Source organism: Microbacterium sp. KSW4-4 (assembly GCF_023091185.1).
Lineage (GTDB): Bacteria > Actinomycetota > Actinomycetes > Actinomycetales > Microbacteriaceae > Microbacterium > Microbacterium paraoxydans.
The window spans coordinates 461,109-481,309 of the sequence record NZ_JAHWXJ010000001.1 but is presented as its reverse complement, the minus strand read 5'-3'; the positions used below and the strand labels follow the sequence as shown (position 1 = coordinate 481,309).

General features: G+C 66.8%; 24 protein-coding genes, 4 tRNA genes and 1 pseudogene. 17 read left to right on the top strand and 12 right to left on the bottom strand.

Annotated features, from left to right (window positions below; all coding sequences use genetic code 11):
• Nucleotides 1-28: 28 nt before the first annotated feature.
• Together KZC57_RS02475 and KZC57_RS02470 are read right to left on the bottom strand one after the other, a co-directional pair.
• On the bottom strand, nt 29-1,222 hold the full coding sequence (locus KZC57_RS02475; protein WP_247640973.1) for an HRDC domain-containing protein: 1,194 nt from the start codon (nt 1,220-1,222) through the stop codon (nt 29-31).
• On the bottom strand, nt 1,215-1,796 hold the full coding sequence (locus KZC57_RS02470; protein ID WP_247640972.1) for a DUF3000 domain-containing protein: 582 nt from the start codon (nt 1,794-1,796) through the stop codon (nt 1,215-1,217). The genes KZC57_RS02475 and KZC57_RS02470 overlap by 8 nt, the downstream gene beginning before the upstream one ends.
• 25 nt (nt 1,797-1,821) lie before the next feature.
• Here KZC57_RS02470 and KZC57_RS02465 point away from each other — a divergent pair, with 25 nt between their 5' ends.
• Nucleotides 1,822-2,979, top strand: a complete 1,158-nt coding sequence (locus KZC57_RS02465; RefSeq protein ID WP_247640971.1) for a S9 family peptidase — start codon at nt 1,822-1,824, stop codon at nt 2,977-2,979.
• Here the strand turns inward: KZC57_RS02465 and KZC57_RS02460 are convergent.
• Together KZC57_RS02460 and KZC57_RS02455 are read right to left on the bottom strand one after the other, a co-directional pair.
• A complete protein-coding gene (locus tag KZC57_RS02460; protein ID WP_060922077.1) occupies nt 2,963-3,394 on the bottom strand; it encodes a SufE family protein in 432 nt (143 codons plus the stop codon). The two genes, KZC57_RS02465 and KZC57_RS02460, sit on opposite strands and share 17 nt — an antisense overlap.
• A gap of 18 nt (nt 3,395-3,412) precedes the next feature.
• Nucleotides 3,413-4,306, bottom strand: a complete 894-nt coding sequence (locus KZC57_RS02455; protein WP_060922078.1) for a sulfurtransferase — start codon at nt 4,304-4,306, stop codon at nt 3,413-3,415.
• Nucleotides 4,307-4,450: 144 nt separating this feature from the next.
• On the opposite strand from KZC57_RS02455, the gene zapE reads away from it, so the two are divergent.
• From zapE to KZC57_RS02435, 4 genes are all read left to right on the top strand, one after another.
• On the top strand, nt 4,451-5,488 hold the full coding sequence (zapE, locus tag KZC57_RS02450; protein WP_060922079.1) for a cell division protein ZapE: 1,038 nt from the start codon (nt 4,451-4,453) through the stop codon (nt 5,486-5,488).
• A 134-nt stretch (nt 5,489-5,622) separates the two neighbouring features.
• Nucleotides 5,623-6,861 (top strand): ammonium transporter, encoded by a 1,239-nt coding sequence (locus KZC57_RS02445; protein WP_025103552.1) that lies wholly within the window; start codon nt 5,623-5,625, stop codon nt 6,859-6,861.
• A 19-nt stretch (nt 6,862-6,880) separates the two neighbouring features.
• Nucleotides 6,881-7,480, top strand: a complete 600-nt coding sequence (locus KZC57_RS02440; RefSeq protein ID WP_247640970.1) for a type II toxin-antitoxin system PemK/MazF family toxin — start codon at nt 6,881-6,883, stop codon at nt 7,478-7,480.
• A gap of 83 nt (nt 7,481-7,563) precedes the next feature.
• Complete coding sequence (locus KZC57_RS02435; RefSeq protein WP_126893133.1) at nt 7,564-7,950, top strand: SPW repeat protein; 387 nt, start codon at nt 7,564-7,566, stop codon at nt 7,948-7,950.
• Nucleotides 7,951-8,010: 60 nt separating this feature from the next.
• On the opposite strand, the gene KZC57_RS02430 is transcribed toward KZC57_RS02435, so the two are convergent.
• Both KZC57_RS02430 and KZC57_RS02425 read right to left on the bottom strand, forming a co-directional pair.
• Complete coding sequence (locus KZC57_RS02430) at nt 8,011-8,184, bottom strand: hypothetical protein (protein ID WP_153244978.1); 174 nt, start codon at nt 8,182-8,184, stop codon at nt 8,011-8,013.
• Between the two features lie 111 nt (nt 8,185-8,295).
• Nucleotides 8,296-8,721, bottom strand: coding sequence for a GIY-YIG nuclease family protein (locus KZC57_RS02425; protein ID WP_126893134.1), 426 nt, complete (start codon nt 8,719-8,721; stop codon nt 8,296-8,298).
• 103 nt (nt 8,722-8,824) lie between these two features.
• Here KZC57_RS02425 and KZC57_RS02420 point away from each other — a divergent pair, with 103 nt between their 5' ends.
• Nucleotides 8,825-9,790 carry a TIGR03885 family FMN-dependent LLM class oxidoreductase gene (locus tag KZC57_RS02420; RefSeq protein WP_247640969.1) on the top strand — a complete coding sequence of 322 codons (966 nt, stop codon included), beginning with the start codon at nt 8,825-8,827 and terminating at the stop codon, nt 9,788-9,790.
• Nucleotides 9,787-11,451 (top strand): alpha-amylase family protein, encoded by a 1,665-nt coding sequence (locus tag KZC57_RS02415; protein ID WP_247640968.1) that lies wholly within the window; start codon nt 9,787-9,789, stop codon nt 11,449-11,451. Before KZC57_RS02420 ends, KZC57_RS02415 begins: the two co-directional genes overlap by 4 nt.
• 53 nt (nt 11,452-11,504) lie before the next feature.
• Here the strand turns inward: KZC57_RS02415 and KZC57_RS02410 are convergent.
• Nucleotides 11,505-11,577: transfer RNA gene (locus KZC57_RS02410), tRNA-Val, on the bottom strand.
• Nucleotides 11,578-11,728: 151 nt separating this feature from the next.
• Here KZC57_RS02410 and KZC57_RS02405 point away from each other — a divergent pair.
• The 6 genes from KZC57_RS02405 (at nt 11,729) to KZC57_RS02380 (ending at nt 13,786) form a co-directional block, all read left to right on the top strand.
• Nucleotides 11,729-11,801 (top strand) — tRNA-Gly (locus tag KZC57_RS02405).
• A gap of 52 nt (nt 11,802-11,853) precedes the next feature.
• Nucleotides 11,854-11,924 (top strand) — tRNA-Cys (locus KZC57_RS02400).
• A gap of 27 nt (nt 11,925-11,951) precedes the next feature.
• Nucleotides 11,952-12,026 (top strand) — tRNA-Val (locus tag KZC57_RS02395).
• Nucleotides 12,027-12,184: 158 nt separating this feature from the next.
• Entirely contained in the window at nt 12,185-13,057 is an 873-nt protein-coding gene (locus tag KZC57_RS02390; RefSeq protein WP_247640967.1) for a hypothetical protein, read from the top strand.
• Between the two features lie 130 nt (nt 13,058-13,187).
• Complete coding sequence (locus KZC57_RS02385) at nt 13,188-13,400, top strand: hypothetical protein (protein WP_247640966.1); 213 nt, start codon at nt 13,188-13,190, stop codon at nt 13,398-13,400.
• Nucleotides 13,401-13,531: 131 nt separating this feature from the next.
• On the top strand, nt 13,532-13,786 hold the full coding sequence (locus tag KZC57_RS02380; protein ID WP_247640965.1) for a hypothetical protein: 255 nt from the start codon (nt 13,532-13,534) through the stop codon (nt 13,784-13,786).
• Nucleotides 13,787-13,949: 163 nt separating this feature from the next.
• On the opposite strand, the gene KZC57_RS02375 is transcribed toward KZC57_RS02380, so the two are convergent.
• Together KZC57_RS02375 and KZC57_RS02370 are read right to left on the bottom strand one after the other, a co-directional pair.
• Nucleotides 13,950-15,050, bottom strand: a complete 1,101-nt coding sequence (locus tag KZC57_RS02375) for an acyl-CoA desaturase (protein ID WP_247640964.1) — start codon at nt 15,048-15,050, stop codon at nt 13,950-13,952.
• A gap of 24 nt (nt 15,051-15,074) precedes the next feature.
• Nucleotides 15,075-15,668, bottom strand: coding sequence for a hypothetical protein (locus tag KZC57_RS02370; RefSeq protein ID WP_247640963.1), 594 nt, complete (start codon nt 15,666-15,668; stop codon nt 15,075-15,077).
• A 100-nt stretch (nt 15,669-15,768) separates the two neighbouring features.
• Here KZC57_RS02370 and KZC57_RS02365 point away from each other — a divergent pair, with 100 nt between their 5' ends.
• Both KZC57_RS02365 and KZC57_RS02360 read left to right on the top strand, forming a co-directional pair.
• Complete coding sequence (locus tag KZC57_RS02365; RefSeq protein WP_136036339.1) at nt 15,769-15,948, top strand: hypothetical protein; 180 nt, start codon at nt 15,769-15,771, stop codon at nt 15,946-15,948.
• 88 nt (nt 15,949-16,036) lie between these two features.
• Nucleotides 16,037-16,360 (top strand): hypothetical protein, encoded by a 324-nt coding sequence (locus tag KZC57_RS02360; RefSeq protein WP_247640962.1) that lies wholly within the window; start codon nt 16,037-16,039, stop codon nt 16,358-16,360.
• Nucleotides 16,361-16,367: 7 nt separating this feature from the next.
• Here KZC57_RS02360 and KZC57_RS02355 read toward each other — a convergent pair whose 3' ends face one another.
• Entirely contained in the window at nt 16,368-16,700 is a 333-nt protein-coding gene (locus tag KZC57_RS02355; protein WP_247640961.1) for a hypothetical protein, read from the bottom strand.
• A 156-nt stretch (nt 16,701-16,856) separates the two neighbouring features.
• Between KZC57_RS02355 and KZC57_RS02350 the strand changes: the two genes are divergently transcribed.
• Both KZC57_RS02350 and KZC57_RS02345 read left to right on the top strand, forming a co-directional pair.
• The gene (locus KZC57_RS02350; protein ID WP_247640960.1) at nt 16,857-17,132 is read left to right on the top strand and encodes a hypothetical protein; all 276 of its coding nucleotides are present in this window, start codon (nt 16,857-16,859) and stop codon (nt 17,130-17,132) included.
• 110 nt (nt 17,133-17,242) lie between these two features.
• Nucleotides 17,243-17,545 (top strand): annotated as a pseudogene (locus KZC57_RS02345) (ATP-dependent DNA ligase); the annotation flags it as partial.
• A gap of 236 nt (nt 17,546-17,781) precedes the next feature.
• On the opposite strand, the gene KZC57_RS02340 reads toward KZC57_RS02345, so the two are convergent.
• Together KZC57_RS02340 and KZC57_RS02335 are read right to left on the bottom strand one after the other, a co-directional pair.
• Nucleotides 17,782-17,937, bottom strand: a complete 156-nt coding sequence (locus tag KZC57_RS02340) for a hypothetical protein (RefSeq protein ID WP_247640959.1) — start codon at nt 17,935-17,937, stop codon at nt 17,782-17,784.
• On the bottom strand, nt 17,938-20,154 hold the full coding sequence (locus KZC57_RS02335) for a tape measure protein (RefSeq protein ID WP_247640958.1): 2,217 nt from the start codon (nt 20,152-20,154) through the stop codon (nt 17,938-17,940).
• Nucleotides 20,155-20,201 lie beyond the last annotated feature (47 nt).

Below are 20,201 nucleotides of genomic sequence, written 5' to 3'. Positions count from 1 at the left end.
AAACCGGGAGGAATCGGTTGGATCGAACCTACGAAGCGGTCGCGGACGTGGTGTCCGGCGATTGCGCCGCCTCTACAAAGGCGTCGGCGATCTTCTGTGCAGTCTGTTCAACCTGCCAGGGGCGGGCCCCGAGCGCGGACAGCGCGGCGCCGATCTCTTCCGCCGTCGTGCCCGGGCCGTCCCACGCGACCCGGCGCAGGTACTCGGGCGTGAGGAGGTTCTCGGTGGGCATACCCAGCTCCTCCGCGACGGCCTCGACGGCGGGACGGGCGGCCTTCAGGCGGGCGTCCGCCTCCGGGTTGCGGTCGCCCCAGGCGCGGGGCGGCGGGAGCGCGTCGCTGGGCACACGCTCGCGCGGCAGCGTCTCGGCGGCACGGCCGTCGACGATCGCCTGCCACCAGCGGTCGAGCTGGGTGCGGCTCGCGCGACCCTGGAACTCCTTGACTCCTGCGAGAGCCTGCTTGGAGGCGGGGTTGGCGAGGACGGCGGCGACGAGGGAGCGGTCGGGCACGAGGCGCCCGGGCGAGATGTCCTGCTGCTGCGCGTACATCTCGCGCGCCTCCCACAGGGCGCGGGCGACGGCGAGGTTACGGGCGCCGCGCACCTGGTGGAGCCCGCTCAGCCGCCGCCAGGGGTCTTCGCGCGGGGCCTTCGGGGCGCGCGCCAGGGTGGCGGCGAACTCCTGCGCGGCGAACGCGGTCTTGCCCTGTTCTTCGAGCTCGGCGACGAGGGCGTCACGGACGTCGACGAGGTGCAGCACGTCCAGCGCGGCATAGTCCAGCCAGGAGTCGGGCAGCGGACGGGTCGACCAGTCGGCTGCTGAGTGCTCCTTCTTCAGGATGATGCCGAGCGTGTCCTCGACGACGGCGGCCAGACCCACCCGGTCGTGACCGAGCAGGCGGGACGCGAGCTCGGTGTCGAAGATCTCCTTCGGCTCCAGGTGCAGCTCGCGCAGCGACGGGAGGTCCTGGCTGGCCGCGTGGAGCACCCACTCGACGTCGCCGATGGCCTCCTGCAGGGGAGCGAAGTCGCCGATCGCGGGCGGGTCGAACAGGAACACCCCGGCCTCGCGCCGGAACACCTGGACCAGATAGGCCCGCTGCGAGTAGCGGAAGCCGGACGCCCGCTCCACGTCGACGGCGACCGGGCCGGTGCCTGCGGCGAGCGCAGCACAGGCGGCGCGGAACTCCTCGGTTTCGGAGATCACGGAGTATTCAGTCACGTACAGCCTTTCGCGCGCCGATCACGGCGATGCCCTCGGAACCCGGCGGAAGCCCCGCCAGCATTCCGACCAGCTCGGCCCATGCTTCGACGTGCGGTCGGAACGGGCCCTCCGGAGTCCAGGACGCCCGCAATTCTATCTGTGCACCGTCTCCCTCGTCGGCGAGGCCGCCGAATCCCTTCGACAGCGTCTTCGTCGACGTGCCGGACGGGGAGTGGTAGATCGCGTCTCGAGAATCCAGCGCGTCGACGAGCCACGACCAGGTGACGTCGGCGAGCAGGGGGTCTGTGCCGATCTCGGTCTCCAGCGGAGCCTGGGCGAAGATCACGATGCGCCAGGCGCCGCCCCAGGCATCCGGTTCGTCGGGATCGTGCAGGAGGATGAACCGTCCGGTCCCGTATACGGAGTCGCCGTCCTCGCCCGGGCGGACGTCGGCGGACAGGGCGATCGCGAAGGGCGCCAGATTCTGCGGGGTGGGAATCTCACGGACCGCGATGTCGTCACGGAACGTGGTCGCGCGCAGTTCGGCGACGGCGGCGTCGAAGGGCGTCCCGGCCCCGGGGTGTGCGGTCACGGCAACAGGCTAGAGTCGGAAGGCGATGAAGAGTCTCAGGCACGCCGTTGCGATCGTTGTCCCCGCGCTCCTCGCCCTGGGCGCCACCGTCGGCGTCCTCGTGATCGCGGCGGCGCGTCGGGTCGTCATCCCGTTGCGAAGCCGCGTCCAGGACACGGAGATCCTCGCGATCGACACCGGGGCCCAGACGATCGAGCTCCGCCGCACCCTCGACACCGAGCTGCCGGGGCGTTACGGCCTCTTCACCACGGGCACCTACGGCTACGTCAAGCTCGGCGCGGTGCTCAGCGCGGACAGCACGACCGTGCGGCGCAAGCTCCTCACGAAGATCGAACCCGGAGCCCGGGTGGACCGCGGAGCCTCGTTCAGCGGCAGCTACTACACGTCGCCGAGCGAGTTGCACCTGCGATGGGAGAACGTGCTCATCGGCTCTCCGGCCGGACCGTGTCCCGCGTGGTTCTTCCCCGGGGACTCCTCGACCTGGGTCATCCAGGTGCACGGTCGCGGCACGACGCGGGCGGAATGCCTCCGTGCCGTGCCGGTGCTGCATGCGGCGGGGCTGCCCACGCTCGTCGTGTCGTACCGCAACGACGGCGAGGCGCCGCGGACCAAGGCGGGCGCCTACGCCCTCGGGGCGTCGGAGTGGCGGGACGTGGACGCCGGGATCGCCTACGCGTTGCGTCACGGCGCGGAGCGGGTCGTGCTGATGGGCTGGTCCATGGGCGGCGCCGTGTCGTTGCAGGCCGCGGTCAACTCCGGCTATCGCGACCGCATCGCGGGCATCATTCTGGAGTCGCCGGTCGTGGATTGGCGCACCGTGCTGCGCTTCCAGGCTCGGGTCGCCCGGGTGCGTGAACCCCTTCCCGCCCTCGCGATGGGGGCGCTGCAGCTGCCGCTCACGGCGAAGCTCAGCGGCGCGGACGAACCCATCCTGTTCGACCGCCTGGATATGGTCGCCCGTGCCGACGAACTGCACGCGCCGATCCTCATCCTGCACAGCGACGACGACGGCTTCGTCCCCGCGGACGCCTCACACGCCCTGCAGGAGGCGCGGCCGGAACTCGTCACCATGCCGCGCTTCACGGTCGCGAGGCACACCAAGCTCTGGAACTACGACGAGAAGGGCTGGACCACCGCGATCACGGAGTGGCTTGCGGCGCAGGGGCTCAGCGCTTCTGCCTGACCTGGTTCTTGGCGCGCATCAGCATGCCGGTCATGCCGCCGATCCGCAGCGGTGACACCGCCTTCGTGAGCCCGATCGACTGCGGGTAGTCCTCGGGGATCGCCAGGACCTCGTCCGCCGTCAGTCCGGTGAGGCCCTGCACCAGGATGCTCGCGAACCCCCGGGTCGTCGGCGCCTCTTCCGGAGCCGTGGCGTGCATGGTCACGACGTCGTCGTGGACTTCGACGTAGATGTAGACCGGCGATTGACACTCCGCGACGCGCTCGCACATCTCCGGATGCGCCGCCACCTCGTCGGAGACGGCGGGCAGCTCGTCCGCATACTCCAGGAGTAGCAGCAGGCGGTCCGATTCCGGGGTCTCCAGGAATCCGTCGCGGATCTCGGCGAGAGTGTCAGGCAGGGCGGAGGCGTTCATCCCCGCCATTCTCCCACCTCAGACGGTCCCGGGCTCTGTGCCCGTCACGATCGGGACGCGCACGGCGCTGCCCCACTCCGTCCACGAGCCGTCGTAGTTGCGGACATTCTCGAAGCCGAGGAGGTGCTTGAGCACGAACCAGGTGTGGCTCGAGCGCTCCCCGATGCGGCAGTAGGCCACGACGTCATCGCCGTCCTGCAGCCCCGCGCCGTCGCGGTAGATGGCGTCGAGCTCGGCACGGCTCTTGAAGCCGCCGTCCTCGGCGACGGCCTTCGCCCACGGCACGCTCTGCGCGGTGGGGATGTGGCCGGCCCGCAGCGTCCCCTCCTCCGGGTAGGCGGGAGCCGTGGTCCGCTCGCCGCTGTACTCCTCCGGCGAGCGCACGTCGATGAGCGGATTGCCGAGGTGGGCGAGCACGTCCTCCTTGTATGCGCGGATGACCGAGTCGTCGCGCTCCACCACCGGGTACTCCGTGGCAGGACGGTTCGTCGCCTCCCGGGTCAGCTCGCGGCCCTCCGCGATCCAGCGGTCACGACCGCCGTCGAGGAGGCGCACGTCCTCGTGGCCGAAGAGCGAGAACACCCACAGTGCGTAGGCGGCCCACCAGTTGTTCTTGTCGCCGTAGATCACGACCGTGTCGTCGCGGGCGATGCCCTTGCGGCTGAGCAGCTCGGCGAAGCCCTCACCGTCGACGTAGTCCCGCACCACCGGGTCGTTGAGCTCGGTGTGCCAGTCCACCTTCACCGCTCCGGGAATGTGGCCCGTCTCGTAGAGGAGGACGTCCTCGTCCGACTCGACGACCACGAGGCCGGGCTCTCCCAGGTGGGCGGCGAGCCACTCGGTCGTCACCAGGCGGCCGGGCTCGGCGTACTCGGCGAACTTGGGGGAGGAGGAGTCGAACTCGATGGCCATGGGGTCTCCGTAGCGGTGAGCGGGCGAGCGGGCGGTGCGGACGGCGTAGTGTGGATCCGTCCCTTCGACGATAGATCCTCCGCGCGCCCCCGGGACCCGATCCGTATGACTTCGACACAGGCCGTTGCCTGATTCAGGACCGTGATGACCGACCCGACCACCCGCACCGGAACCGTCCACCTCACCGAGCGCACACCGACGGTCAGCGGACCCGAGATGCTCGCGAGCCTCGTGCCGCCGCCGCAGTTCGACGACGCCACGTTCGACAGCTATCGGGCGGACCCCGCCTACCCGTCACAGGAGGAGGCGAAGCAGACGCTGCTCCGCTTCGCAGGACGCGGTGCTCCCGTCAAGCGCGGCGGTCTGTTCAGCCGGGCCAAGAAGGAGCCGGAGCTCAAGCCCGGCGTCTACCTCGACGGCGGCTTCGGCGTGGGCAAGACCCATCTGCTCGCCTCGATCTACCACGCGATGCCGGCTCGACGGAAGTACTTCGGCTCGTTCATCGAGTACACCGCCCTGGTGGGTGCCCTCGGCTACAAGAACACCGTCGACCTCCTCAAGGGCGCCGATCTGCTCTGCATCGACGAGTTCGAGCTCGACGACCCGGGCGACACCATGGTCATGACGCGCCTGCTGGGGGAGCTCGTGCCCACCGGCACCCGGCTCGCGGCCACGTCCAACACGCCGCCGAACGCGCTCGGCGAGGGGCGCTTCGCCGCGCAGGACTTCCTCCGCGAGATCCACGCGATGTCGGACAGCTTCCAGACCCTGCGCATCGACGGCGTCGACTTCCGGCAGCGCGCGATCGACGGTCACGCCGTGGCGCTGGACGATGCCGCCTACAGCGCCGCCGTAGACGCCGCCGCGGCGGACGGCGCCGTCTCTGACGACACGTTCGACGACCTCATCCGGCACTTGGCGCAGGTGCACCCCTCGCGCTACATCCGGCTCATCGACGGCCTGCACCGGGTGGGGCTGCGGGGCGTGCGCCAGCTCACCGACCAGTCCGAGGCCCTGCGGTTCGTCGCCTTCGTCGACCGCGTCTACGACGCCCAGATCCCGATCCTCGCGACGGGCCTCGGGCTCGACGCCGTGTTCTCCGACGAGATGCTGGCCGGCGGCTACCGCAAGAAGTACCTGCGCGCCATCTCCCGGCTCAACGCGCTCACGCATTCTGCGTAAGCCCGCAGGCCCGCGTAACGCGATGTTCACACCCGGAGCCGGGCTGTAACCGCGGGGAAACAAACCTCACGCATGGGCGAAATCGCCCGTGGTCAAACTGAAGCTCTCAACTACTTCGGATGTGAGGTTTTCCTATGGATGCTCCCGGCAACATCTCGTGGGCGATCACCGCGACGGCACTGGTGCTGCTCATGACGCCCGGCGTCGCGTTCTTCTACGGCGGTCTCGTCAAGGCGAAGAGCGTCGTCAGCATGATGATGATGAGCTTCGGCTCGATCGGACTCGTCGCCGTGCTGTGGATTCTCTTCGGCTTCTCGATGAGCGCCGTGGACAGCCCGACGGCTTTCGCGGGCAACCCGTTCGCGGACATCGGCCTGTCCAGCCTCGCCTCGGGTGAGGGATCGAACGTCGCCCTCCTCAGCGTCGCGTACGGCGCCACCTTCGCGATCATCACCGTCGCCCTCATCTCCGGGGCGATCGCCGATCGGGCGAAGTTCGGCAGCTGGCTGATCTTCGCGGGCGTCTTCGCCACGGTCGGCTACTTCCCGGTCGCCGCCTGGGTCTGGGGCGGTGGCTGGATCATGAACCTCGGCACCACCCTGTTCGGCGAGGACAGCGGCATCGGCGTGATCGACTACGCCGGCGGCACCGCGGTGCACATCAACGCGGGCGCCGCGGCGCTGGCCCTCGCCCTGGTGCTCGGCAAGCGCATCGGTTTCCAGAAGGGCATCCTCAAGCCGCACAACGTGCCGCTGACGCTGCTGGGCGCCGCCCTGCTGTGGTTCGGCTGGTTCGGCTTCAACGCCGGTGCGGAGTGGCTCGCCGAGGACATGGGCGGCGTCGGCCTCATCGGCCTGAACACCCTGGGCGCGACGGCGGCCGCGATCCTCGGCTGGATCCTCATCGAGCGCATCAAGGACGGCAAGCCCACCTCGGTCGGCGCCGCATCCGGTGCGGTGGCGGGTCTCGTGGCGATCACCCCGGCGTGCGCCAACCTCACCCCCGGGTGGTCCCTCCTGCTCGGCGCGGTCGCCGGCATCGTCTGCGCCCTCGCGGTGGAGCTGAAGTTCCGCCTCGGGTTCGACGACTCGCTCGACGTGGTCGGCATCCACCTCGTCGGCGGTCTCATCGGCACCGTGTACCTCGGCTTCTTCGCCACCGGCACCGGCCTCTTCGTCGGCGGCGACGCCCGTCAGCTCGCCGTCCAGGTGATCGCCGCCGCCGGCGTGCTGATCTACTCCTTCGTGGTCGCCTGGGTGATCGGCTTCGTGATCCAGAAGACGATCGGGTTCCGCATCACGAACGAGGACGAGATCGCCGGTGTCGACCAGGTCGTCCACGGCGAGGAGGGCTACGCTCTCGCGAACGCGTGACGACGGTTAGGGTGACCGTGTGGGCACGACCAGCAACGGCATCCTGAAGACACTCGCGGATCTCCTGCGCCGAGCAGTGGGCTCCCCCCGGGCGTCGCGGACCTCTCCCGGTCCGCGGCGCCCGGACGCGCGTCTGCGGACGGCCGAGGAGCGGGAGCGGCGGTCCGCGACGGCATCGGATACCGGCATCGAGCCGGGACGCGCCCGCGGGACCGAGACCGTGCGGCTCGATGCCGGGCGCATGCCGGCCGTCCGCGTGTCCTACGCGCCGCAGCGGGACGGGGCCCCGGATGCGGGCGAGGTCGTCTGGACCTGGGTGCCGTACGAGGAGAACGACGGCCGAGGCAAGGACCGACCGGTGCTGGTGATCGGGCGGCAGTCCTCCGAGCGGGTGTACGCGGTGCGGATGACCAGCCGGCCGCGCGACGGCGACCGCGACTACCTCTCGATCGGGAGCGGGGAGTGGGACGGGCAGGGCCGCGAGTCGTGGGTCGACATCGAACAGCTCTACAGCGTCCACGAGCGTGGTCTCCGCCGGGAGGCAGCGGCCCTGGACCGTACCCGGTACGCCCGGGTCGCCGCGGCGCTCCAGCGGCGATACGGATGGGCGCAGAGCTGAGGCGGATGCCGCGTTCCCATCCGATGGGGGCAGGGCTCCGAACCTTCCTGTGAGTCGCCGCCGGCGGCACCCAAGGAGGAATCATGCGTTTCATCCCGACCAAGGTCCATGGAGTTCTCGACTACGTCGTCGGAGTCGCTCTGATCGCCGCGCCCTGGCTCTTCGGCTTCGCCGGCATGGGCGGAGCCCCCGTCGTCATCCCGATCGTCCTCGGCGTCGGCCTCATCGTCTACAGCCTCTTCACGAAGTACGAGTGGGGTCCGTTCGGTCTGATCCCCATGCCCGTGCACCTCGTCTTCGACATCGTCGCGAGCCTGTTCCTCGCCCTGTCGCCGTGGCTGTTCGGCTTCGCGGGCGAGGCGCTGAACGTCTGGCTCCCGCACGTCGTCGTCGGTGCCGCCGTCATCGTCGTCGTGCTGTTCTCCCAGCCGCAGCCGCAGAGCACCCGCGGACGCGCCGCGACCGCCTGACGCCGGACACGACGAGGGGCGACCGGATGCCGATCCGGTCGCCCCTCGTCGCCGCGAGGACTACTCCTCGTCGTCGGCCTCGGCCTGATGCTCCTGCTGCTGCTCGGTGTCGACCTGGGCGGGAGGCAGATCCTGCAGGAACTGGCGGTCGCTGTTCGGGTCGCCGCTCCCGTCGCCGGCGAGCGGATCCTGCGCGCTGACGTCGTCGGCGGGGATGTTCTCTCGTCCGTTCATGTCCGGTCCTCTCACGCGGGGCGCCGGGTGCGCCCGTTCATCTGCGAGTCTGCCTGCCGTCCGCGAAGGACGGGATCCCCTGGTGCGATCCGGCGCGTGGTGATAGGCGGCTCAGCCCCGGAGAGCGGCGCTGAGCCAGCGGGCGTACTGGTGCCAGGGGTCACCGTCCTGCTGCAAGCGGGCGATGTGAGCGCGGATCTCGGGCGTCAGGGTGAACCACTCGCCGCCTTCGCGCGCGGAGGCGAACTCGCGGTGACGCTGCTGTTCGCGCACCCGGTCGCCCCGTTCGAAGGCGAGGAGCTCGTCATGACGGATGCTCGCGAGTCTGCGCCGTGGCTGCCTGCTCGTGCCGATCTTCACCCTGCGGTCGTACCGGAGGTAGTACACGACGTCGATCCGCGGGAACGGCAGGTCGGGGTCGGGGGAGTCTCCGTAGCGCCAGCCGCAGAGCGCGCAGTGCCAGGCATCGTCCGTCCGCAGCCCGGTGAGACCGCCGCAGAGCGGGCAGGGTCCGGGAAGAAGGCGGGGTTTCGGCACCGGTGCAGCCTACGTCCGCCCTCGGACATCGGCCGTACCTGCCAGTACCCGGCGCTTCTGTCAACCACTGCCGTGGGGCGTCGTCGCTTGCCAGACTCGGCCTATGGTCTTCATCGGATTCCACGCCTCCCATGAGCAGATCCCGCCCAGCGCCTTGCTCGACGCGGTCGTCAGCGCGGAGTGGGCCGGCTTCGACGGGGCGATGTGCTCCGATCACCTGGCCCCGTGGCTGCCCGAGCAGGGGGAGTCGGGATTCGCGTTCAGCTGGATCGCCGCGGCGCTGGCCCGCACCCGCTTCCCGATCGGCATGGTCAACGCGCCGGGACAGCGGTACCACCCCGCGATCGTCGCGCAGGCCTTCGGAACGCTGGAGGAGATGTTCCCCGGACGGTTCTGGGCCGCGCTCGGCAGCGGGGAAGCCATGAACGAGCACGTGACCGGCGACATCTGGCCGGCCAAGGACGTCCGGAACGCGCGGTTGGGCGAGAGCGTGGACGTGATCCGCCGGCTGCTGGCCGGAGAGGAGGTCGACCACGACGGTCTCGTGCGCGTGCACCGCGCCCGGGTCTGGACCCGGCCGGCGCAGCCGCCACCCCTCTTCGCCACCGCGGTCAGCGCGGAGACCGCGGAGTGGGCGGCCGGGTGGGCGGACGGGCTCGCGACCGTCGCCCAGGAGCCGTCCGCGCTCCGGGGGGTGGTCGAGGCCTACCGCTCCGCCGGGGGACAGGGGCCGTGCATCCTGCAGACCCACGTGAGCTGGGGCACCGACGACGCCGAGGCGTACGCGACCGCGAAGGAGCAGTGGCGGCAGGGCGTCGTCACCCCGCCGCTCGCGTGGAACATCGAACAGCCGGAGGACTTCGAGGCTGCCGCCGGCGAGGTCGACGAGACAGCCCTGCGACGAGCGGTCCTCGTCGATCATGACGCCCGTTCCCTCGCGGGACGACTGGCGGAGCTCGTGGGCATCGGCTTCGACCGGATCTACCTGCACCACGTCGGTCGGGAGCAGACCGGATTCCTGAAGGCGGCCGCCGCCGAGATCCTGCCCGCCCTGAGGGAGCGCACATGAAGATCACCGATACGAGCGACCTCTGGTGGAAGACAGCCGTCGTCTACTGCCTCGATGTGGAGACCTTCCTGGACTCGGACGGCGACGGTGTCGGCGACCTCCGCGGTCTCGCGCAGCGGATCGACTACCTGTCGCAGCTGGGCGTGACGTGCCTGTGGCTCATGCCGTTCTATCCCTCTCCCGACCTCGACGACGGCTACGACGTCAGCGACTTCTACGGCGTGGACCCTCGTCTGGGCACCCACGGCGACCTCGTGGAGGTGATCCGCACGGCCCGCGACCGCGGCATCCGGGTGATCGTCGACCTCGTCGTCAACCACACCTCCGACCGCCACCCGTGGTTCCGCGCGGCGCTCCGGAGTGTCGACTCGCCCTATCGCGACTACTACGTGTGGCGCGACGAGGCGCCGCCGAAGGGCCAGAAGAACACGGTGTTCCCCGGGCAGGCCGACGGGATTTGGACGAAGGACGAGAAGTCGGGGCAGTGGTACCAGCACAGCTTCTACGAGCACCAGCCCGACCTCAACATCGCCAATCCCGTGGTCAGGGATGAGATCGCGAAGGTGATCGGATTCTGGCTGCAGCTCGGCATCTCGGGTTTCCGGGTGGACGCCGTGCCGTTCCTCCTCGAAGTCCCGAAGACGGCCGACCTCCCCGACCCGCACGAGCTGCTGCGGGACATGCGACGCTTCCTCCAGCGTCGGTCCAGCGAGGCGATCCTGCTCGGCGAGGTCAATCTCCCGTACGAGGAGCAGCGGGCGTACTTCGGGGGCGCGGACGGCGATGAGCTGACCATGCAGTTCGACTTCGTGGCGATGCAGGCGCTCTATCTGTCGCTCGCCCGCCGCGATCCCGCGCCGCTCGTCGAGGCGCTCACGGCCCGCCCGGTTCTCGGGCCGGAGGTGCAGTGGGCGAACTTCCTCCGGAACCACGACGAGCTCACCCTCGACAAGCTGAGCGACGCCGAGCGCCAGGAGGTCTTCGAGGCCTTCGCCCCGGACGAGCGGCAGCGGGTGTTCGGGCGCGGGATCACCCGACGGCTGCCGCCGATGCTGGAAGGCGATCCCCGGAGGATCCGGATGGCCTACAGCCTTCTCTTCACCCTCCCCGGGACGCCGGTGCTGTTCTACGGCGAGGAGATCGGGATGGGCGAGAACATCGCCATCGAGGGGCGGCAGGCCGTACGCACCCCGATGCAGTGGTCGGCGGATCGCAATGGCGGCTTCTCCGACGCCCGCCCCTCGCGTCTGGTGGCGCCGCTTCCCACGGACGGCTATGCCCCGGCGCACGTGAACGCCGCCGCGCAGCTCGAGGGCAGGGGATCGTTGCTGCACTTCGTCCGCGACCTGATCGCGCGCTACCGGGTGTCGCCCGAGCTCGGGTGGGGCACGTTCGGCGTCATCGACCAGCCGCAGGAGGCGCTGCTGGTGCACTCCCTGGAGGCGGATGTGGGATGCACGATCGCCGTCCACAACTTCGCGGAACGGCCGGCGACGACGCGGTTCCGGCTGGGGGAGGAGCCCGCGGGCACGACCCTGGTCGACCTCCTCGACGCGCGGCGCGTGCCCCTCGACGAGGACGGCGGGGTGGAGCTGGAGCTTCCTGCCTACGGCTACCGGTGGCTGCGGGTCTCGCGCCCGGGGGACGGCAGGGTCCTGTGACGATCCGAAAACGCCGAAGGCCCCGGGTGACCGGGGCCTTCGGAGGGATTCTGTGGGCGATACCGGACTCGAACCGATGACCTCTTCCGTGTGAAGGAAGCGCGCTACCAACTGCGCCAATCGCCCATACCCGCGGGGTACGTCAACCGATACTACCCGACCCGCGAGTGCCCCGATGACCAGTCGGGGAGACACGCGCGAGATTCGCCACGGGTTTGGCGGAGCGCGGATCATCGGCTAATGTTTCATAAGTGCCCGGGACAACCGGGAACAAAATGCGGATGTAGCGCAGTTGGTAGCGCACAACCTTGCCAAGGTTGGGGTCGCGAGTTCGAGTCTCGTCATCCGCTCGAGTGCAGTAGATCTTCTCGAAGATCGGCGGCACGTGGGGTCAATCCACACGGTGGCGTGGCCGAGCGGCTAGGCACCGGCCTGCAAAGCCGTTTACACGGGTTCGAATCCCGTCGCCACCTCACGGGAAAACTGAATAGCCCCAACGGGCGCGATTGGCGCAGCGGTAGCGCGCTTCCCTGACACGGAAGAGGTCACTGGTTCGATCCCAGTATCGCGCACCACGAAACCCCCGGTTTTCCGGGGGTTTTTTGTTGCCCTGGCACCCGCGGGCAACATCTGGGCAACATGATCCGGCAATAGTGCGGCCCGAAAACTTCTTGGTTACAACTGTGTCTCGACGGCGGAGACACACGATGCTCCGCCCAGACAGGGGCAGACCATGAAGAACGAAGCACCGACTGTTGCTCACGGTCCGAGCGGAGAGACAGCTGAGTACGTGTTCGTGACGCCAGAGCTCGCGGTGAGCTGGCTCGCGCTGAACATCGACAACAACCGCAACGTACGCAAGAGCCGCATCAACGGCTACGTGCGGGACATCCAGAGCGACCGATGGGTCATCACCGGGGAAGCGATCAAGTTCGACTCCGCGGGCCGTCTGGTGGACGGCCAGAACCGGTGCCAGGCGATCGTCGCAGCGGGCAAGGGAGCCTGGGTGCTCGTGGTTCGAGGCATCAGCGAGGATGCCCTCGTCGTGCTGGACTCTGGTTCGTCGCGGAACGCTGGGGACATGCTCGTCATCACCGGCCTGGCGGATCGCGCGGATGCGAAGGATGTCGGGGCGATTGCTCGTCTCTACGCGGCCTATCAGGCCGGCGATGTGAAGCACGCAGCATCCAACCTGGGCGGCAGTACGGGCATCACCAAGTCGGAGCTCGCGGAGGCCGTGCTCGCGATCCCAGATATCGATTTCGCTGCCCGTCACGCACGTGGCATGTACCGGTACCTACGCTTGCCCGTCAGCGCCCTCGGAGTCGCGTTCCTCGAGTTCTCAAAGCTCGATGTCGACGACACAGCCGAGTTCTTCAACCGTATCCGTGACGGTATTCAGAACGGTCCGGGAGACCCCTTCCTGACACTCTCGCGTCGGATTTCCAACGATCTGCAAGCCGGAGCGTCGCGCCGGATCGTTCCGGGTCAGGCGCTCTTTTACCTGTTCCGCACCTGGAATGCCTTCCGCGAGGGGGAGCAGCTCGTGAAGCTGCAGATTGGCTCGCCGCAGGCCGGTTTCACTCCGATTCCGGTCCCGAAATGACGCGGTGGGCCGTATGGGCGCTCATCGCGTCCTTGAGTCTCGACTACAGAAGATTGGCTCGCCCTAAGCCCAAGGGTGTACATAGTGTGTTCGCCCTTGTCTTCGCGATAGCGTGTGGTTGGAGGCGACGATGAAGACCTACGCAGTCACTGCGGAGCGCGACGGTAAGTTCTGGTTCATCCGCATACCCGAGCTGGACGGTGTGACGCAGGCTCGTACCGACGCAGAAATCTCGGTGATGGCACGCGACTACATTGCCGTCACGCTGGATGTCCCCGCTGACTCGTTTGACCTCAAGATCACCCGGCTCCCGCAAGACGGGGATCGGAACTACAGCAACTAGCTCCGACAACACTGAAATACGCGGATCGCGCGCACGATCGCCACCGGAAGGCAACCCCCGATCGCAACCAACATCACGCACCTAGCCTCGAAGCGAGCGAGCGGATAGCACGCACCAGCATCGAGGTGACCATGACGCAAAGCACGACGATCAGGTTCGACGACGAGACATACACGCTTTCACCAGGTAGCGATCTGGCGAACCTAATGGAGCGAATCGAGGGCGCCACCCACAGCGACGCCGCGTTCGTGACATTCGCGACCGCAGGGAACCTGGTCAGCGTGCTCGTCGGCTCCCATACCAGGGTCACGGTCTGCGTCGACCCGACCGCCCAGACGGGAGCTATGGGGATACTGCCCGACGACTGGGCGGACTGGAGCCTGTAGACCGAGACCCCTTCACAGGAGAAGGGCTCTCACGCGGCGGGCGAATCGCAACCGCGGGGCAAGAGCCCCTCAACCGGAGCCTTCACAAGGGTTCTCCCCAGAGTCCCGAGCTGCGCTCTGCTGGCAACACTACCCGCAATCAGGTCAGCCCATAACCCACACCTCACGCGACGTCAGCAGTTGATCCGATCGAGGCTCTCGCCTCGACGAGGGGGCAGGCGAAGGCGTCCCTGTCGCCTAGCCCGACGCGGTTGATGTAGGCAACAACGATGGCGTATGACCGAAACAGGCTTACCCGGGTGTAGGGCACTCCTTGTGCGCGACAGTAATCCTCGATGAGGGGCGCTGCGCGACGGAGATGAGGGCGGGGCATGGAGGGGAAAAGATGATGCTCGATCTGATAGTTCAATCCCCCCATCGCGGTATCGAGCAGCCTGCTACCGTGAACGTTCCGACTCATCATCACCTGGCGACGAAGAAAGTCGAGCCTCAGATCGCGTGGCACCACCGGCATGCCCTTGTGGTTCGGCGCGAACGACACGCCCATGTAGAAGCCGAATAGCCCGAGTTGCACGACGAGGAACGTGAAAGCGATCCCCGGCGAAAGAACCAAGAAGACAACGACCAGATAGCCACCGATACGGACCGCGAGGAACACGATCTCCACCCATCGACGATCCAGGTGCCCTCGAGTGAACACCCGACGGACTCCAGACGCGTGAAGCGAAACTCCCTCCAGAAGAAGGATCGGGAAGAAGAACCACCCTTGATGTGCGCGCAGCCACCGCAACGGCCCACGCTGGAACTTCTTGGCGCTCTCGTCAGTGACGGCGATGACCGGAAGCTCGATGTCCGGGTCGACACCGAGCTTGTTTGGATTGCCGTGGTGCCTGGTGTGCTTGTGCTGCCACCAGCCGTAGCTCATGCCCACAAGCAAGTCACCGAGGACGAGACTCACCCAGTCGTTCCACCGGCCTGAGACGAAGATCTGCCGGTGCGCCGCGTCATGACCCAGGAACGCGATCTGAGTGAAAAGGACCGCGAATCCTGCGGCCACGAACAGCTGCCACCAGGTGTCTCCCAACCACACGAAGAGAAAGAGACCCAGGGCGACCGCAAGAGGGGCCGCAACCAACTTGATCCAGTAGTACCCGTATCGTCGGCGGAGCAGACCAGCGTCACGCACCTGCTGCGCGAGAGCCGTGAACGAACTCGCGGCACGGTCGCGCGGGCGAGTTCGGATGATTGAAGCGGCGTCATCCATGATGACCTCCCAGCGGTGGAGCCCCTACTTCAGGGGTGCCCCACCCTCCTCTTCCCAGTCGCTCGCCCGGGATGCGTCGTCGCTGTACGCGGTGTGGGCTCCCGCGGCGAACACCACCGACTCGGCGAGCGATGCCACGAGCGCGACCCGTTCATGCTCGCGCGCCGAGGCCTTTTCGAGCCCCAGCGCGGACACGAGTCGTTCCGCGACGAGACGCCGGTTGATTTCTACCAACCGTTCCGCGATGACTGCGGCAAGGCCGTCTCGCAACTCGGGCAGATTGGTGTTGGCGATCTCCAGTCGGCGATCAGAGACTTTCAACTCCACCGTCGGATATCCACGGGCGGAAAGAAAATCGCGCATCGGCACCCCGTGGATGGCGGCGACTTCGTCGCGATCGGCCTGACGCGTGAACACCGCTTCGACGGTGTAGCGGTCCGGGGCATCATCCGTCATGAGCGTCGCCGGCAGCGAACTGAGCATGACCGCTGTGAGCCCCAGCGGCTCTACGTTCTTCAATTGTGCGTTCATCTTCAAACGGTACGCCCCGAAGATGTACGCGCACACAGCTTCGCGCGCGGACCGGCGCGGCGAGAAATTCCTCGCGAAGGCTTGCACCGATCCGGACCCTACCGATGTCAATCGGTAGGGCGTGTGTATTCACCTACAAGGCAAGACACCGAAGTAGGCATATCTATCCCGAGTCGATGCGCGTAGCGTGAGCGACATGTGGACAGTCCTCGTTATCTTGCTCATCGTGTGGGCCGTCTTGGCGGTTGTCGGCTTCGCCATCAAGGGTCTCCTTTGGCTAGCCATCATCGGAATCATCCTGTTCCTCGGGACGCTCATCTTCGGCTTCGTGCGGAATCGCAGCCACAAGACGCGATCCGAGCCCTGACCCGTCGTACGACTCGCTGCGGACGAAGGGCAGCTTTGACCCGTCAACACAGAATCTGTTCTCGGCCGGAGGAAGGACACCACCGGCCATGGGGAACCCGGGGGCAAGGCTCTCCGCCTACCGCGACTGGCAGATGCAGCAGCAGTCCATCATCGACGCCGCCAAGCGTGGCCCCCTGCAGTCCCGCACACCGCGTGAGCTCGGTGCACGCGAGCAGCCGATGACGATCTACCCGCAGCCGCGCCGCGTGCGCGCGTGGGTCCGGTTCGGACCCGAAGCCGTCCAGGTCGACGCGAAGCTCGTGCGCTCGACTCCCCTCGCGGCCGGCATCGAATTCCGCGTCGGCGAACAGACGTATCGGTGTTGGGTGTGGGGCAACGCCGTGCAGCTCGATGATGCTGCGAATGCCTAATGCGGGATCAGGCCGGTGACGCAGTATTGGTTCCAGCGGGCTCGTCCAGCACTTCGTCGACCACACAAATTCCGCCGGAAGAGCTAGCTTCGATCATCAGTGCCTGGAGCCACTTGGCGTTGAGCTCGGGGGTCTCGGGTTCGTCGAACGTGAAACGCAGCGGGATCGACGGGTGAATCCAGATCGTGGAGCGACCGGGAGCATCGCCCTCTGGGTGCTTCCAGGAAAGGGTGAAGCTCTCGTTGCGGCGCATCTTGGTCGCGATCGCAACCTTGAGGTGCGCAAGAGCTCGGTCTTCGATGTGGATCTCGCTGCTGTCGCCGTACTGGATCGTTCCCATGGGTTCACCCCACGGGGCAACGGTCTACGCATGTTGGTTTCAGACATGAGGCAGATGCGCAATGCCCCATAACGCGGGGCGAGTCGTGCGTAGTCTGAGCGGAGCACACGCGTGCGTGTCCCGATGAGCCGGCTACAAACGATGCACAAGATTGTCATGACCCCCACCACACGAATCAGCATCGACGGAGAGACGTTCATCTTGGCGGAGGACTGCGACGTCGGTGATCTGATGGGCCGCATCGAGTCGGCCTCGAACGGGGAGTCCGGGTTCGTGACTTTCGCTTCACGGTTCGAGACGCTGAGCGTGCTCATCACCCGTTATACGAGAGTCGTGGTCAGTGTCGAGCACTCTGTTGGGGAGGCGCCTGGTTCTGAGACCGGTGCCGCTCAGGACTGGTACGACGACTATCCGGGAGACAACTGGGTCTGATCTCGCCGTTATCTCTTGCCATTCTGCGGGGGGAGGTAGACGAAAGTGGGGTGACCGTCCGTGCTGTTAGGTGGGATTGTGGGTATGACCACGAGCGATAGGAACCCGTGATGGGCAAGTTCATATATGACGGCGGACCGAAGACTGAGATCGAGGACCGTGCGCTCACGCACATCCAGCTCGTCATGACGGCGAAGCTCCGACGTGGTGAGCCGTTTGCGTTCACGTGGAAGGACGATTCGAGCATCGGGGGTGGCCGCACGACGGTGTGGGTCCACGCTGGTTCGTCTCTTGTTTTCAAGTACGCGGGCAGCCGTCAGCCTGCAATCAACCGCGCATGGGTTGACGCTCTTGCCTTCACGGCCAACGCGCCCACGGGCCTGTACCTTGTGCCTGAACCCGCGGTCACTGGGGTCGGGCATAACTCAAGAAAAGGGGAACTCATGAGTCGACAGTCGGAACTCGCGCTCGAGGCGGAGCACGCGAAGGACGAAGAACTCGGATACGAGGAGCACGAACAGCTCGCTGACGAACCGCGCTGATGCATCTCGCAACCAGGTAACACCCCCACCCGACACTAGTTGGGTGGGGGTGTTCGGCTTCCGGGGTTAGCTAACGCGCGAACCGCGAGACCGGACCGGCACGGCCGCTACTCGCCGATCCAGGCGAACAGTTTGTCGACGGGTGGGCGTAGCGTTCGTCCGCGAGCGGATTGCAGGTAGTAGTTCCACATGATCCACGCGATTTCACGGTCGCGATAGTGGGTGAGGAAGCGCTCGAGGAGCGCCGGGTCTGTCTTCACCACCTAGTTCCTCCATCCGTTCTCCAGCGCCACCCTCGATAGGGCCGACTGCTGGACAATCTGCTCCTGGATCATGCCCCTCATCGGCCGCCCATCCACCAGCATCGTGAACGTCGCACCGGCCAACGACACCTCGGACGACTGGCCACCATGCGCGGAACCCAGCAGGTTGGTCAGGCTCGAGAACGAGATCTCCGGGCGGAACGACTCCGCACCAACGGCGAACTGCTCCATCAACGACTGGCCACCATCGAACACGGCCGCCCAGCCCTGACCCGAGAACGGGCCACGGAGAGCGGGCGAATGTGGGAAGAACCCTTGCGCCCAGCTCAGCACGCCGCCGATCGCGTCACCCACGTTGCGGATCATCGAACGGATACCGTCAATGAATCCCTGCAACAGGGCGCGCCCCGAACTAACTAGCCATGACCCAGCACCCGCGAACAGGTTCTGAATGTGCTGCGGCAGGGCGGTGAAGATCGTCACGACACGGCTCACACCACTACTGAAAGTTGACGTCAGCGTCGCCCAGATCCGAGAAGCGGTGCCACCGATGTTCGTTGCCGCCGAGCTGAAGAACGACGTGACCTGCGACCACGCGGCGTTCCATGTAGCCGCCACCTGCGACACCAACCCCATCAAGAAGTTCAGCGCCGGCGCCAACCACTCATTGATCCCACGGGCCATATCGATGATCGGACCCTGAGTGCCCTCAATCTGCCGACCCCACTCATCCATCGTTGTGTTGCCGTTCAAGAACAGCAGCAGATTCACGACGAACGCCGTCAACTCCGCCAACCCCTGAATCAACGGCACAAGCACCGGGATGAGCATTTGAAGCGCCTGCGTGAGGATCGGCAGGATGTCCACGGCCAGTTCGATCAGCGGGGGCAGTAGCGGAAGCAACGCCACCAGCAGCTCTACCAGCGGCGGGGCCAGTTGTGAGATCGCGTCCACCAGGACGTCGGCGAGCAGCGGCACCACCTCAGCGAGTTGGTCACCGAGCCGCGCGAGCAAGTCGGCTACGACCGGCCCGACCGTGGTTCCCAGCTCTTGCAACACCGCGCCGAGAGGCTTGAACGTCTCCCCAAGTCCAAGAAGTGAGGACTGCAAGGCGTCGGATTCGATAACCAGGCCGGCGATCAGGCCGATCACGGCGCCCACGGGTCCAGAGACCACCGGGAGGAACCGGCCGATGATCGGCAGAGCCGCCACCATCGGAGCCATCGCGCCGGCAAGCGCCGTGAAGACCGGAGTGAGCCCCTCCATCCCAGAGAACGTGCCCTTGAGCTCCGAGAACCCCGACACCATCCGATCGAGAGTGTTCGACACCGAATCGGAGAACTGGAAGTCGATCCCGTCGAGCGTCCACTGCAACTTCTCCACGACCGGCTGCACCCGAGCGGTGATGCCGTCCGCGATCGTCGTCAACTCACCGAAGAAGTCCCTAGCGAGCCCCAGAGCAGGGCCAGCGAACGCCTCCCCGAGCCGGCTCAGCGCGGCACCGAGGTTGGCGAGCGACCCGCGAGTCGTATTCCCAGACTCAAGAGCCGCACCACCGATATTGTCCTCGATCGCCTTGCGGAACGTGGCAGCGTCGATCTCACCCCGAGACACCATCTTCTGAAGCTCATCCGCAGTGACCCCATACTCCTTCTGAAGCCACTGCATGATCGGGATGCCCCGCTCCGTCAACCGGTTCAGGTTCTCCATCCCCGCGTAACCCTTAGAGGTCACCTGGTTGATGATGTCGCCCATCTCACCCATCGACGTGCCAGCGATCGTCGCCGCATCCGCCGTCAACCGCAGATACCGCTCCAACTCCTGACCCGGCTTGATACCCGCAGCAACCGCAGAAGCCGCAGTCGTCGCCGCAGCATCCAAACCAAACGCCGTACCCTTCACCGAAGCAAGAGCGTCCTGCATGATCGCCTCAACGGCCTTAGTGTCATGCCCGAGACCCTTGAGCTTCGCCGTCGCATCCTCGATGTTCAGAGCACGCGAAATACCCCCACCGAGCGCGATCGCACCGACCGTTCCGGCAAGCAACCCCACGCCGCCGACGATCTTCCCCACACCGCTCCGCAAAGACGCGAAGAAGCCTGTGGAACGCTTCTCCGCGGCCGAGAATGACTGCTGCGCTTCTTTGTCCACCGCCTTCGAAAAACCCGTCCCAGAGGGGAGCAGGCTCACATAGGCAACCCCGATTTCCTGTGCCACTACGGCACCTCCAAACAGCCCGAAGGCCACGCAGGAGGTAGGCGACT